At 53.1% G+C, this 14,522-nt stretch carries 13 protein-coding genes; 3 read left to right on the top strand and 10 right to left on the bottom strand.

Features of this window, described 5'->3' with window-relative positions; genetic code table 11:
* Positions 1–152 precede the first annotated feature (152 nt).
* The 4 genes from hemG to pepQ are packed head-to-tail and all read right to left on the bottom strand — an operon-like array spanning position 153 to position 4,145.
* On the bottom strand, positions 153–698 hold the full coding sequence (gene hemG, locus SK32_RS23760) for a menaquinone-dependent protoporphyrinogen IX dehydrogenase (protein ID WP_005133225.1): 546 nt from the start codon (positions 696–698) through the stop codon (positions 153–155).
* Between the two features lie 11 nt (positions 699–709).
* Positions 710–2,161 carry a Trk system potassium transporter TrkH gene (gene trkH / locus SK32_RS23755; RefSeq protein ID WP_003017848.1) on the bottom strand — a complete coding sequence of 484 codons (1,452 nt, stop codon included), beginning with the start codon at positions 2,159–2,161 and terminating at the stop codon, positions 710–712.
* 38 nt (positions 2,162–2,199) lie between these two features.
* Positions 2,200–2,814 (bottom strand): IMPACT family protein, encoded by a 615-nt coding sequence (locus tag SK32_RS23750; RefSeq protein ID WP_048214101.1) that lies wholly within the window; start codon positions 2,812–2,814, stop codon positions 2,200–2,202.
* The gene (gene pepQ / locus SK32_RS23745) at positions 2,814–4,145 is read right to left on the bottom strand and encodes a Xaa-Pro dipeptidase (protein ID WP_048214100.1); all 1,332 of its coding nucleotides are present in this window, start codon (positions 4,143–4,145) and stop codon (positions 2,814–2,816) included. Before pepQ ends, SK32_RS23750 begins: the two co-directional genes overlap by 1 nt.
* 189 nt (positions 4,146–4,334) lie before the next feature.
* On the opposite strand from pepQ, the gene fadB reads away from it, so the two are divergent.
* Positions 4,335–6,524, top strand: coding sequence for a fatty acid oxidation complex subunit alpha FadB (gene fadB, locus SK32_RS23740; protein ID WP_048214099.1), 2,190 nt, complete (start codon positions 4,335–4,337; stop codon positions 6,522–6,524).
* Between the two features lie 9 nt (positions 6,525–6,533).
* Positions 6,534–7,697, top strand: a complete 1,164-nt coding sequence (gene fadA, locus SK32_RS23735; RefSeq protein ID WP_048214098.1) for an acetyl-CoA C-acyltransferase FadA — start codon at positions 6,534–6,536, stop codon at positions 7,695–7,697.
* Positions 7,698–7,875: 178 nt separating this feature from the next.
* Here the strand turns inward: fadA and SK32_RS23730 are convergent, their stop codons facing one another.
* The 4 genes from SK32_RS23730 to ubiD all read right to left on the bottom strand — a co-directional run bounded on the left by SK32_RS23730 (position 7,876) and on the right by ubiD (position 12,243).
* Positions 7,876–8,856 (bottom strand): LacI family DNA-binding transcriptional regulator, encoded by a 981-nt coding sequence (locus tag SK32_RS23730; RefSeq protein WP_048214097.1) that lies wholly within the window; start codon positions 8,854–8,856, stop codon positions 7,876–7,878.
* A 7-nt stretch (positions 8,857–8,863) separates the two neighbouring features.
* A complete protein-coding gene (locus SK32_RS23725) occupies positions 8,864–9,778 on the bottom strand; it encodes an ROK family protein (protein ID WP_048214096.1) in 915 nt (304 codons plus the stop codon).
* 229 nt (positions 9,779–10,007) lie between these two features.
* Positions 10,008–10,709 (bottom strand): NAD(P)H-flavin reductase, encoded by a 702-nt coding sequence (gene fre, locus SK32_RS23720; protein ID WP_048214095.1) that lies wholly within the window; start codon positions 10,707–10,709, stop codon positions 10,008–10,010.
* Between the two features lie 40 nt (positions 10,710–10,749).
* On the bottom strand, positions 10,750–12,243 hold the full coding sequence (gene ubiD / locus SK32_RS23715) for a 4-hydroxy-3-polyprenylbenzoate decarboxylase (RefSeq protein ID WP_048214094.1): 1,494 nt from the start codon (positions 12,241–12,243) through the stop codon (positions 10,750–10,752).
* A gap of 166 nt (positions 12,244–12,409) precedes the next feature.
* On the opposite strand from ubiD, the gene rfaH reads away from it, so the two are divergent.
* A complete protein-coding gene (gene rfaH / locus SK32_RS23710; RefSeq protein ID WP_005133248.1) occupies positions 12,410–12,898 on the top strand; it encodes a transcription/translation regulatory transformer protein RfaH in 489 nt (162 codons plus the stop codon).
* 6 nt (positions 12,899–12,904) lie between these two features.
* Here rfaH and tatD read toward each other — a convergent pair whose 3' ends face one another.
* Together tatD and tatC are read right to left on the bottom strand one after the other, a co-directional pair.
* Positions 12,905–13,687, bottom strand: a complete 783-nt coding sequence (gene tatD / locus SK32_RS23705) for a 3'-5' ssDNA/RNA exonuclease TatD (protein WP_048214093.1) — start codon at positions 13,685–13,687, stop codon at positions 12,905–12,907.
* 41 nt (positions 13,688–13,728) lie between these two features.
* Positions 13,729–14,520, bottom strand: a complete 792-nt coding sequence (gene tatC, locus SK32_RS23700; RefSeq protein ID WP_048214092.1) for a Sec-independent protein translocase subunit TatC — start codon at positions 14,518–14,520, stop codon at positions 13,729–13,731.
* Between the last annotated feature and the right edge of the window lie 2 nt (positions 14,521–14,522).

Here is a 14,522-nt window from a genome sequence, read left to right as displayed (position 1 = left end):
TCTTCGCCGGAGTTCTCAGTGGAACCCCGCTGACCCGGCGGCTTGCGTGCCGTTGTTCCGTGTCAGTGGAGGCGCATTATAGGGAGTTATTTCAGGCTGACAAGGGGAAATTTAAAATAATTTTCCAAGTGCGTGTTTTTTATTCTTTGCGTTTATTTTAACAACGTTTTGTTGGTTAATTGGGCAATTTCCCGGGCAAACCCCGCCACCTGTTCCCAGTCGGTATAGATCACTTCTTTCTTCGTATCCGTTTCACCGCCTGACATCTTCATTATCAGTTGGATCATAACGCGGTCATACCAGCGATAGCGGGGATACAGCAAAGCACCCGCAATGACTGCACTGTGATCTGGTCGCCACGGCGAACTCATCAGGAACTTACGCGCATAGCTGTTAGTTTGAGGCGTTCGTTTTTCCGGTTTACGGGCAACGAGGTTTACAGAGTAAAACGCACTCGGCATCGTATTCAGCTGCGTGGCATGCTTTTTCACAAATTCCTGAAATGCAGAATGGTAATGGCCATAGCGAATTGATGCACCAATCACCACACTGTCATAATTTTTCCACTCAGGCTCTTCGGTACGATGCAAATTCATGACATCTGCCCAGACACCCAGCTCTTTAAGTTCAGAAGCCAGATACTCAGCGATTTCGCGCGTTTGTCCGTCCCGGGAAGAAAAAAGAATCAGTGTTTTCACGTGTTACTCCATTATTCACGCCAGAAAGTAGGGGTAAAGAGCACCAGCAGAGTAAAGACCTCCAGACGACCAAACAGCATGTTGGCAATCAGGATCCATTTCGCCACCGGGTTCATGCTGGCAAAATTGTCGGCAACAACCCCCAGCCCAGGCCCGAGGTTATTCAGCGTCGCCACAACTGAGGCAAACGCAGAGAAGTCATCCACACCGGTCGCAATAATTGCCAGCATACTGATAATAAAGACCAGCGCATAGGCAGAAAAGAAGCCCCATACCGCTTCAAGGATTCGTTCCGGCAACGCTCGGTTGCCCAACTTAATGCTATAGACCGCATTGGGGTGAACCAGTCGCTTCAGTTCGCGGTTACCCTGTTTGAACAGTAACAAGATACGAATCACCTTCAAGCCACCGCCCGTTGACCCGGCACAGCCACCAATAAACGCAGAACACAGTAGCAGCACCGGCAGGAACAACGGCCAGCGAGCAATACTGTCCGTAGTAAATCCGGCGGTCGTCGCCATCGATACCACCTGGAAAAATGCCTGGTTGATCGTCGTGAGCGCCGACCCATAGGTATTATGTATCCACAACACCAGCGTACAGACGGCCACCAGCGTTAGCTGCACCCCGATAAACATGCGGAATTCCGGATCGCGCCAGTAGACCTTCAGACTACGCCCGCTTAATAAAGAGAAGTGCAGGCCATAGTTACAACCGGAGATCAGCAGGAAGATAGCAATAATCGTGTTAATCGTGGGGCTGTCGAAATACCCCACACTGGCATCGTGTGTGGAAAAGCCGCCGATAGCAATGGTGGCGAAGCTGTGCCCAATGGCGTCAAAGGCAGGCATGCCGGCAAACCACAGCGCCAGCGCACACGCAACCGTCAATAGCACATAGATGAGCCACAAGGTTTTCGCCGTTTCGGCAATACGTGGGCGCATTTTGTTATCTTTCAGCGGCCCCGGCATTTCTGCACGATAGAGCTGCATGCCACCCACGCCAAGAATAGGCAGGATAGCCACCGCCAGCACGATGATCCCCATCCCGCCGAACCATTGCAGCATCTGGCGATAAAAGAGAATGGCATGCGGCAGTGAATCCAGCCCCACCAGCGTCGTCGCACCTGTGGTTGTTAACCCGGAAAAGGATTCAAAAAAAGCATCGGTGATCGTGAGGTTAGGACTTTCCGCAAAAATGAACGGCAACGCACCCACGCTCCCCAGCACGGTCCAGAATAAGACGACGATCAAAAACCCTTCACGGGATTTCAGTTCGCCCTTCTCTTTACGGTTTGGCCACCACAGCATGGAGCCGATAGCCAGAGCAACGAAGAAAGTTTGGGTAAATGCACGACCCGCACCATCACGGTAGATAAGTGCTACCAGTCCGGGGATGATCATCGTTCCCGAAAATAAGATGACCAGTAGTCCAACGATTCGGGTGATGGCGCGAAAATGCATCTCTGCCGCTTCCTTAGTTCTTTAAAATGAGGTGGGGATTATTCTGCAATCGATAACAATTGCAATGAACCACGACTAAAATCCGCCAGCTTTGCTGAAAATTCATCCACTTTCGCATAAGGAAGTGCTACCCGAAGCAGAACGAATGCCTGGTAATCACTGAAAACGATTTTACCGTCAAACTGCCCCAACAGTGTTTCAATGCCTGCCAGTTGGCCGTACTCACACTGCAAAGTATATTCGGTTAATGGCGTCTTGCGCTGTGTCGTTAACTGGCGCAGCGCCTGATTCACACCACCACCGTAGGCTTTTACCAACCCCCCCGTACCGAGAAGGATACCGCCGTAGTAGCGCACCACCACCGCAGTAATCTCACCAACGCCGCTCCCCATCAGTTGAGCGAGCATCGGTTTGCCTGCGGTACCCGCCGGTTCGCCATCGTCTGAAAATCCCAGCTGTTGCGAGTCATTGGGCGCACCCGCCACCCACGCCACACAATGATGACGTGCATCCGGGTGTTCCGCTCTGACTGACTCAACAAACGCTTTCGCCGCTTCTACACCGTCCGTATGGGCGAGCAACGTAATGAAGCGGCTTTTTTTGATCTCTTCAACGACGCTAACCGGCGCCGCAGGGATTAACCAACTGTCCATTACGCCAGTTTCAAATCCCGGGTCATGTTTTCAATATTGTTCTCGTGGACCACCACGTTGTCTTCAATACGAATCCCGCCGAACGGCTTCAGGGCTTCGATTTTCTGCCAGTTGAAGTGTTTGCTGAATTGCCCTTCACGCCACGGTGCCAACAGCGATTCAATAAAGTAGATGCCCGGTTCGATGGTCAGAACCATGCCCGGTTGCAAAACGCGGGTGCAACGCAGATAAGGATACTTCGACGGCGCGGCAAGGTGTGTGCCCGTATCATCCTGCATAAAGCCAGCAACATCATGCACCTGCAGACCCAGCGGGTGACCAATGCCGTGCGGCATAAACGGCCCGGTAAGATCGTTTTCTACCATCGCCTCTTCACTCATATCGGTGATGATTTGATGCTTACGCAGCAGTTTCGCGATGCGCTGATGGAACTGAATGTGGTAATCCACATAGCTGGTGCCTGCTTTCATCGTGGCAATCAGCGCCAGTTGCTCGTCATTCACATCTTTCACCAGATGCGCATAGTCGTTGTCGCTTTTCGCCGACCAGGTACGCGTCAGGTCTGCCGCATAGCCGTTATATTCCGCACCCGCGTCCAGCAGGAAGCTGCGGATTTCAGACGGAGCCTGATGATCCAGCTTGGTGTAATGCAGAACCGAAGCATGCTCGTTAAGTGCAACGATATTGCTGTACGGCACGTCGGTGTCACGATGACCGGTAGCCGTCAGGTAAGCGAGGTTGATGTCAAACTCGCTCATTCCGGAACGGAACGCTTCTTCCGCGGCACGGTGTCCATTCACCGCCATTTTCTGCGCTTCGCGCATACAGGCCAGTTCGTAATCTGTTTTATAGGCGCGGTAATAGTGCAGGTAGTCGATCACCCCTTTCGGGTTGATGTTGCTGGCCGCGATATCCAGCTGCAGTGCGCGTTCAGGAACCGGACCAATGTAACCGATATTGCCGCGAGCCGCAGGCAGTTGACTACCAATACCATCCGCTTTTGGCAGCGCGATGATCTCAATTTCTTCCGTCCAGAAGGAGGTCGGCAACGGCTCAACGTTGTGCCAGTAATCGACCGGCAGGTAGAACCACAGTTTCGGCTTGTTCACGCCATCCACCAGCAACCAGCAGTTAGGAACCTGCGTTACAGGCACCCAGGCTTTGAACTGCGGATTAACCTTAAACGGATATGGATGATCGTCGAGAAAGACGTTAATCAGCTCACCTGAGTGAATAAGTAACGCATCCAGCTTAAAGCGTTCCAGTGCGTCGCGCGTCCGTTCTTGTAGGGTAACGATATGATTTTTATAGAGAGCGGCCAGTGATTCCATTTTCTATCCTTCTGTTTTTTTGACCTCAAGTCTCCGCATCTTAGCACATCGCCTTGTGAGTGCGTGATTTCTGCCGAGCGTGATCAAATCGTCATTTCTTTAATCATTCATTTGCATTTTATTAACACAAAATACACACTTCGATTCATCTGGTATGACCAGATCACCTTGCGGATTCAGGAGACTGACATGCTTTACAAAGGCGACACCCTGTACCTCGACTGGCTGGAAGATGGCATCGCCGAACTGGTGTTCGATGCCCCTGGTTCGGTCAATAAACTCGACACGGCCACCGTTGCCAGCCTGGGCCATGCGCTTGATGTGCTGGAAAAACAACCGAATTTAAAAGGGCTGCTGCTGCGTTCTAACAAAGCAGCCTTTATTGTTGGTGCCGATATCACCGAATTCCTTTCACTGTTCCTCGTGCCTGAAGAACAGTTAAGCCAGTGGCTGCATTTTGCCAACAGCGTCTTTAACCGCCTCGAAGATCTGCCTGTTCCGACCCTCTCTGCGGTAAACGGTTACGCGCTGGGCGGTGGCTGCGAGTGTGTCCTGGCAACCGATTATCGTCTGGCAACACCAGACCTGAGCATCGGTCTGCCGGAAACCAAACTGGGCATTATGCCGGGCTTTGGCGGCTCCGTGCGTATGCCACGTATGCTGGGTGCGGACAGCGCGCTGGAAATTATTGCGGCAGGTAAAGATGTTGGCGCTGACCAGGCGCTAAAAATCGGCCTGGTCGATGGCGTGGTGAAGCAAGACAAACTGCTTGATGGCGCGATTGCCGTATTACGTCAGGCGATTAACGGCGACCTTGACTGGAAAGCCAAACGTCAGCCGAAGCTGGAGCCGTTGAAACTCAGCAAAATTGAAGCGGCTATGAGCTTTACCATCGCCAAAGGCATGGTGGCGCAGACGGCAGGTAAGCATTATCCCGCACCGATTACCGCGGTAAAAACCATTGAAGCAGCGGCCCGTTTTGGCCGTGAAGAAGCACTGAATCTGGAAAATAAAAGCTTTGTGCCACTGGCGCACACCAGTGAAGCCCGCGCGCTGGTTGGGATCTTCCTTAACGATCAGTTCGTGAAAGCCAAAGCCAAAAAGCTCACCAAAAATATTGAAGCACCAAAGCAAGCGGCAGTGCTGGGTGCAGGCATTATGGGCGGTGGCATCGCTTACCAGTCAGCCTGGAAAGGCGTGCCGGTTGTGATGAAAGATATCAACGACAAATCATTAACGCTGGGCATGACCGAAGCGGCCAAACTGCTGAACAAACAGCTTGAGCGCGGCAAAATTGACGGTCTAAAAATGGCGGGCGTGATTTCCACTATTCATCCAACCCTCGACTATAGCGGTTTTGAGCGTGTGGATGTGGTGGTTGAAGCGGTCGTAGAAAACCCGAAAGTGAAAAAAGCGGTGCTGGCGGAGACTGAAGACAAAGTTCGCCCGGATACGGTACTGGCGTCGAATACCTCTACCATCCCAATCAATGAGCTGGCCAGCGCGCTCAAGCGCCCGGAAAACTTCTGTGGGATGCACTTCTTTAACCCGGTGCACCGTATGCCGCTGGTTGAGATCATTCGCGGCGAGAAAAGCTCGGATGAAACCATCGCCAAAGTTGTCGCGTGGGCAAGCCAGATGGGCAAAACGCCAATTGTGGTCAACGATTGCCCCGGTTTCTTCGTGAACCGCGTGCTGTTCCCGTATTTTGCCGGTTTCAGCCAGCTGCTACGCGATGGGGCGGATTTCCGCAAAGTCGACAAAGTCATGGAAAAACAGTTTGGCTGGCCAATGGGCCCAGCTTATCTGCTGGACGTGGTGGGTATTGATACCGCACATCACGCACAGGCGGTAATGTCCGCGGGCTTCCCACAGCGTATGCAGAAAGATTATCGCGATGCGATTGATGCGCTGTTTGATGCCAGCCGTTTCGGGCAGAAAAACGGCCTCGGATTTTGGCGTTATAAAGAAGACAACAAGGGCAAGCCGAAAAAAGAAGAGGATGCCACCGTTGATGATCTGCTGGCAGAAGTCAGCCAGCCGAAACGCGAATTCAGTGATGAAGAGATTATCGCTCGCATGATGATCCCAATGGTCAACGAAGTGGTACGGTGCCTGGAAGAAGGCATTATCGCCAGCCCGGCAGAAGCCGATATGGCGCTGGTGTATGGCCTGGGCTTCCCTCCGTTCCACGGCGGCGCGTTCCGCTGGCTGGATACGCTCGGCAGCGCGAAGTATCTCGATATGGCTCAGCAGTATCAGCACCTCGGAGCGCTGTATGAAGTTCCGGCTGGTCTGCGTGATAAGGCGCGCCATAACGAACCGTATTATCCCCAGGTTGAGCCTGCCCGCCCGGTTGGCAGCCTGAAAACGGCTTAAGGAGTCACAATGGAACAGGTTGTAATTGTTGATGCGATCCGTACCCCGATGGGCCGTTCAAAAGGGGGCGCGTTTCGTAACGTACGGGCAGAAGATCTCTCCGCACACTTAATGCGTAGCCTGCTGGCGCGTAATCCGGCACTGGAGCCAACCGCGCTGGATGACATTTACTGGGGCTGTGTGCAGCAAACGCTGGAGCAGGGTTTCAACATCGCCCGTAACGCCGCGCTGCTGGCGGAAATCCCGCACTCCGTTCCGGCGGTCACCGTGAACCGCCTGTGCGGTTCATCAATGCAGGCGCTGCACGACGCGGCACGTATGATCATGACCGGCGATGCTCAGGCGTGCCTGATTGGTGGCGTGGAGCATATGGGCCATGTGCCAATGAGCCACGGCGTTGATTTCCATCCAGGCATGAGCCGCAACGTAGCAAAAGCTGCGGGGATGATGGGGCTGACGGCAGAAATGCTCTCCCGCATGCACGGCATCAGCCGTGAAATGCAGGATGCTTTCGCCGCACGTTCACATGCTCGCGCCTGGGCTGCAACACAGTCTGGCGCATTTAAAAACGAAATCATCCCGACCGGCGGTCATGATGCCGACGGCGTGCTGAAGCAGTTTAACTACGATGAGGTTATCCGCCCGGAGACAACCGTTGAAGCGCTCTCCACCCTGCGCCCAGCGTTCGATCCGGTGAGCGGAACGGTCACTGCCGGTACCTCCTCCGCGCTCTCTGACGGAGCAGCGGCGATGCTGGTCATGAGTGAAAGTCGCGCCCGTGAGCTGGGTCTGACGCCGCGTGCCCGTATTCGTTCGATGGCTGTTGTTGGCTGCGACCCGTCAATCATGGGTTACGGTCCGGTTCCGGCCTCAAAACTGGCGCTGAAAAAAGCGGGACTCTCCTCCAGCGACATCGGCTTGTTTGAGATGAACGAAGCCTTTGCCGCCCAGATCCTGCCGTGCATTAAAGATCTGGGGCTGATGGAGCAGATAGACGAGAAGATCAACCTCAACGGCGGCGCGATCGCCCTGGGCCACCCACTAGGATGTTCCGGCGCGCGGATTAGCACCACCCTGCTCAACCTGATGGAACGCAAAGACGTGCAGTTTGGTCTGGCAACGATGTGTATCGGGTTAGGTCAGGGCATCGCGACGGTATTTGAGCGAGTTTAATCAAAGATAAATTCCCCTAAATAATTCGCGCTGCATCGCGGCGGCAACTGAGCGAATCCCCGGGAGCATAGATAACTATGTGACCGGGGTGAGCAAAGGCAGCCAACAAAGAGGCAGAGTGAATTATGACGGGGAAAGGTTTAGTTGCCGTTCTTCCCGCCTGTCAGGGGCGGGTTTTTTATTTCCCTGAACTACCACGCACCACTAATTGCACCGGCAACAGCAGATTCTCTTCCAGTTTCTCTTCCAGCAATAAACGCAGCGCTTCACGCCCCAGTTGCTTTTTATCAACCGCAATAGTGGTCAGCGGCGGATGTGACCAGGCCGCAGCATCGATATCATCAAACCCCACCAGCGCGAGATCTTCCGGGATACGTATATCCTGCTGCGCACACACCCGCTGAACAACCATCGCCGCCGCGTCGTTATAGGCAAAAATGGCATCAGGCGGCTCCGGCAGCCTGAAAAGCTCATTAACCGCTTCCACCAGGGATTGCTCGGTATCCAGCAGCGGTGGCGCAACGGCGTCGTATTCTGGCGGCATCAGCAAACGGGCCTCATACAATGCCTGACGGTAGCCCTTCTCGCGCTGACGGATGCTGTAGTGCGCAAGCGAACTGGCAAGAAAAGCGATACGGCTGCGCCCCTGTTCGATCAAGTGTTTTGTCGCCAGATAGCCGCCCTGGGTATTGTCCGGATTGACGCATGGCAAACCTGGAGCCCACAGATCCACCAGCACCAACGGCAATTTCATCTGTTGCAGCAAGCCAAGTAATTCAGGCTCAAAAAAACCGGCGCAGATCAGCGCATCCGGCTGGTGCAGCATCACCTGCTCACTCACTGCATCACCTGGGCCTATAGAGAGAAAACTCAGCGCAATACCCTGATCCCGGCAGGCATCATCGATACCCAGCAGCAGCTGCGAGTAAAACGGCAATGCCCGGCTGATATTGTGCTGGCGGTGCAGCAAAAACAGGACGCGTTTGATCTTGTCAGTGCGCAGACGGGAAAAATCATAACCCTGCTGCTGCGCCACAGAAATAATGCGCAGCCGGGTATCTTCACGTAGCCCCGGCTGCCCTTTCAGGGCGCGGGAAACCGCGCCAACTGAAACGCCGCAGGCTTCGGCAATGTCCCTGATACGTACAGGTTTCGTCATGTCACTCTCATTGATTTACGCTGGCCTTTTGCGCCCCCAGCCAGGCCGCGCCGCGTACGCCGCTGCTGTCACCGTGTCGGGCCTGAACGATCGGCGTACGGCACTGTTTACCAAATACGTACTGCGCCACTCGCGCCTGCAAGCCTGAGTACAGTAAAGTGATATTGGATACCCCACCGCCCAGCACGATAACATCGGGATCGAGCGTATTCACCACCCCCGCCAACGCGCGCGCCAGCTGATCGCAATAGAGTTCCCATAACAAACAGGCATCTGCATCACCCGATTCTACCCGCTGCATAATATGTGGCACACCTGCATGTTGCGCGGTGTGATTCATATACTGACGCTCCAGGCCGCTGCCGGAAATAAAGCTCTCAATACAGTTCACCTGTCCGCAATAGCATGTCACTTCAGCCCCGTCCCGAGATTCGTGGTAGCGCGGCAATGCATTATGTCCCCACTCTCCTGAACAGGCGTTAGGTCCAGAGATCAAACGGTTATCGATGCATAGTCCACCGCCGCATCCGGTACCGAGGATAACGCCAAATACGACACGATAGCCCCGTCCGCTACCGTCCATCGCTTCCGACAGTGTGAAGCAGTTGGCGTCATTAGTTACGGGTACTGGCATTCCTAATGCACGCTCAAGATCTTGCGAAAAAGCCTGCTGATTCAGCACCAGGATATTGGAATTCTTAATCAAACCTTCGCTATCCACCGCGCCGGGCACCCCGATACCCACCGATAAAGGCTGATTAACGGCCTGTCTCGCCTTAGCAATCATCTCGGTCACAGCCTGGAAAAAATCACCGTAACTCAGCTTTGGTGTCGCACATCGCTCGCGGTAAACAATTTCACCCGTGTTATCAATCACCACCGCTTCAATTTTAGTCCCGCCGATATCCAGTCCGAGCCTCATGGTTTTCCCTCGCTGACGTCCCGCAATGTGATGCGATACAGCTTGCCCATTTTGTTTACTAAACAAAATGAAACCCGTCACAAAAACTCAGTTTTATGATTAATAGATAGAAAAAACATGTTTACTAAAAAATATGCTGAAAAAGAGAAACAACAAGACCGGGTTTGCACCCAGTTAGAAGAAGTAAGGTTGGTAATGGATGCGCCGGAAGGGATCCGGCGCACAGCGCTTAAATGAACGCGAAAGCGTCGCCAAACAGGCGATCTTCACGCGCACTACGTTCATTGCAGAACAGGTCGCGCGCGATTTTAGCCATCTCGAAACGCCCGGCGATATAAATATCATGTTCCGCCAGAGTGCCGTAATCCTGTAATACTGCCGTTAATACGGTTCCCGTACGACCACGCCAGCCGTCTTCAGGCTGCTCTACCACCGGCTCAACGCGCAGGTTCGGGTGATTCACCGACAATGCTTCCAGCTCTGAGAGATCGTAGAGATGCTTCTCTTCGCGCCCGCCCCAGTAAATAGTGATATCGCGGTTTGGATTGCGCGCCAGCGCGGTAAGCAGAATAGAACGCACGTAAGAGAACCCTGTACCTCCGGCAATCAGGATCAGCGGACGATTCTCATCATCCCGCAGCCAGGCTTCACCGTGCGGGATATCGACCTTAATTTCCCGATCTTTCAGAATTCGGTCCATAACAGCCATGGCATAAAGATTTAGCTCAGAAGCACCCACGTGCAGCTCAATGAACCCATGCTCATCCGGCGTAGATGCCATGGAGAACGGGCGTTTATCACGTTCGTCCATCACGACCATTAAATACTGACCTGCACGAAAGGAAAACGCCGCGTCCGGCACTAAACGTACGCGATATACGGTGTCAGTGATAGCTTCTACCGAGGTCACTTTACAGCTTAAGGTTGTCATGCGCTCTCTCTGTCGGATCAATAGGCAAAACGATCGCGCCTCAGGCGCTTTTGCCGTCATTAAAGATGGCTAATTCATCCCAAATTGCGTCAATACGCGCAGTCACTTCAGGATCTTTTTTAATCGGGCGTCCCCACTCTCGTTGGGTTTCACCCGGCCATTTATTTGTGGCATCCAGCCCCATTTTTGAACCAAGGCCGGAAACCGGCGAGGCAAAGTCCAGGTAATCAATCGGCGTATTCTCTACCAGTACCGTATCCCGGGCCGGGTCCATACGGGTAGTAATTGCCCAAATCACATCGTTCCAGTCACGTGCGTTGACATCATCATCGCAGACAATAACAAATTTGGTGTACATAAACTGACGCAAAAATGACCAAACGCCCATCATGACGCGTTTGGCATGACCCGCGTACTGTTTTTTCATCGTCACCACGGCCAGTCGATAAGAACAACCTTCCGGCGGCAGATAAAAGTCGACGATTTCCGGGAACTGCTTTTGCAGAATAGGAACAAAGACCTCATTCAGCGCCACACCGAGAACCGCTGGCTCATCTGGTGGGCGTCCGGTGTAGGTGGAGTGATAAATCGCATCTTCACGTTGGGTAATGTGGGTGACGGTGAAAACCGGGAAGCTATCCACTTCATTGTAATAACCCGTATGATCGCCATACGGTCCTTCCGGTGCCAGTTCACCCGGCTCGATATAACCTTCCAGTACGATTTCAGCGCTGGCGGGTACTTCGAGATCGTTGGAGATGCATTTGACGACTTCGGTCTTGGTGCCACGCAGCAGCCCGGCGAAGGCGTACTCTGATAATGTATCAGGTACAGGGGTCACCGCGCCCAGAATGGTCGCCGGGTCTGCCCCTAACGCAACGGAGACTGGGAAACGCTCACCAGGGTGTGCAGCGCACCACTCCTGATAATCCAGCGCGCCGCCACGATGTGAAAGCCAACGCATAATGAGCTTATTTTTGCCAATCAACTGTTGGCGATAAATACCCAGATTCTGTCGCTCTTTATGCGGACCACGCGTGACGGTGAGTCCCCATGTAATCAGTGGCGCTGCATCTTCCGGCCAGCAGGTCATAATCGGAATGCGGTTTAAATCAACGTCATCGCCTGAGTAGATTTTTTGCTGACAAGGCGCACCGCGTAGCCGTTTGGTCGGCATGTTCAGCACCTGCTTGAACTGTGGCAGCTTATCAAACAGATCGCGGAATCCTTTCGGCGGCTCCGGCTCTTTCAAAAACGCCAACAGCTTACCAACTTCCCGTAGTGCTGAGACATCTTCTTGCCCCATCCCCATGGCGACACGCTTCGGCGTGCCAAACAGATTGCACAGCACCGGCATTGAATAGCCTTTTGGATTCTCAAACAGCAGCGCAGGCCCACCGGCACGCAAGGTGCGATCGGCAATTTCAGTGATCTCCAGATGGGGATCCACTGGAAGCGTAATACGTTTGAGCTCGCCCTGCTGTTCAAGCTGCGTCAGGAAGTCGCGTAAATCGTGATATTTCATGGCGTCCATTATGGCCTCTGTGTAAGCGCCTCATTATACGGCGTTCATCATTGTGATGCTGTATTTTTGTTAAATTAGCGTGAACTCTGGCAACCAACACCGATGAGGCTTGAAAGATGAAGTGTATAATGACTTTTGCTATGCTTGCGCTCAGAACAAGCGGATAAGAGTTATTATGCAAGCCTGGTATTTACTGTACTGCAAACGCGGGCAACTTCAACGTGCCCAGGAACACCTGGAAAGACAAGCAGTAAACTGTTTGACGCCAATGATCACCCTGGAAAAAATGGTGCGTGGTAAACGTACCACAGTCAGTGAGCCACTTTTCCCTAATTACATGTTTGTCGAGTTCGATCCGGAAGTGATCCACACCACGACCATCAATGCGACACGTGGCGTTAGCCATTTTGTACGTTTTGGAGCGACACCAGCCACCGTCCCCTCTCCCGTCATTCACCAGCTTTCTATCTACAAGCCCGAAGGAATTGTTGACCCGGAAACGCCGCATCCTGGAGACTGCGTCATTATCACTGAAGGGGCATTTGAAGGGTTGAAGGCGATTTTCACCGAACCCGACGGCGAAGCACGTTCCATGCTCCTGCTTAACCTGTTGAATAAAGAGGTTAAGCAGAGCGTGAAAAACACCGGCTTTCGAAAAATATAAACAGACTCAGAAGGTCACTTCGAATAACGTTCTGACGTTGGCATCAATCGCCGTTGATAGCCACTGAGGATCTTCCCCGCGCCAGTGCGCAATACGCTCAAGAATATGCGGCAGGTGTGCAGGTTCATTGCGTCGGGAAGTCGGCTTCGGGGCCAGATCGCGTGGGAGTAAATAGGGCGCGTCTGTTTCTATCAGCAGCCTTTCCACCGGGATAAACGGCAGTAGCTCCCGTAGTTCCATACCCCGACGCTCATCGCAGACCCATCCGGTAATCCCGATATAAAGCCCTCTGTCCACGCAGTCCTGCATCTCCCGGCGCGAGCCAGTGAAACAGTGCAGCACTGCGCCGGGGAGGCTGTCCAGCCAGGGTTCCAGCAGCGTCAAAAAACGTTCGTGGGCATCCCGACAATGCATGAAAACAGGCATCTGCAATTCAGCGGCAATACGCAATTGCGCCTCAAAAGCCCGTTCCTGTTCCTGCGCAGTGGAGTAATTACGATTGAAATCCAGTCCACACTCACCAATGGCGACCACTTCGGACTGGTTCGCCAGTGCAATAATTTCCGCCTCTGTTGAGGATTGCCATTGGCTACTGTCATGCGGGTGGACGCCAGCTGTGGACCAGCAATGTGGATAATGCTGTGCCAACTTTAGCGCCTGCTGGCTTTCATGCAGGTTTGTTCCGGTCAGAAGCATGCCGTTTACACCCGCAGCAAAGGCGCGCGCCACAACCTCATCCCTGTCTTTCGCAAATTGTGAACTGGTTAGATTAACGCCAATATCAAACATGCTTCCTCCCATATGACAACCGCCCTTACGGGCGGCTGAATTTACTCTTCGGTTTTCTCGGTGGCTTCGGCTTCTTTCGCATTCTCAGCCTCGTTGTCTTCGTCTCGCGTACGTCGCTTGCCGACATAAAAACGAGAGAAGAAAACACCCACCTCAAACAGGCAGTACATCGGTATCGCCAACAGCGTTTGCGAGAAGACATCTGGTGGAGTCAGTAACATCCCCACGACAAATGCCCCGACAACTACGTAAGGACGTTTCTTACGTAAGTCCTCAGGTGTCGTAATGCCCATCCAGCACAACAATACAATGGCGACAGGAACCTCAAAAGAGACACCAAACGCCATAAACAGCGCCATGACAAAGCTGAGATAACTGGCAATGTCTGTCGAAACCTGCACGCCTTGCGGAGCTGTGTTGGCAAGGAAGCCAAACGCCAACGGGAAGACGACAAAATAGGCGAATGCCATCCCGATATAGAACAACAGCGAACTTGAGACCAGCAGCGGCACGACAAGGCGACGTTCATGCTTATACAAAGCAGGCGCAATAAATGCCCATACCTGGTACAGGATCACTGGTGCCGACAGGATCAGCGACACCATAAAGGTTAGCTTTATCGGGGTAAAGAACGGTGAAGCCACATCGGTGGCGATCATCGTTGCGCCCTGCGGCATCTGCTTAATCAGCGGTGCCGCAACCATATGGTAAATGTCGTTGGCAAAATAAACCAACGCCAGAAAGATCACCATAACCGCAATAATGCAGTTCAGGAGTCGCTTACGCAGCTCAATAAGATGCGTGATGAGCGGTTGAGTATCTTCTACAGACATGT

Source organism: Citrobacter sp. MGH100, assembly GCF_001034465.1.
Lineage (GTDB): Bacteria > Pseudomonadota > Gammaproteobacteria > Enterobacterales > Enterobacteriaceae > Citrobacter > Citrobacter youngae.
This window is presented reverse-complemented; position numbering and strand designations above follow the sequence as displayed.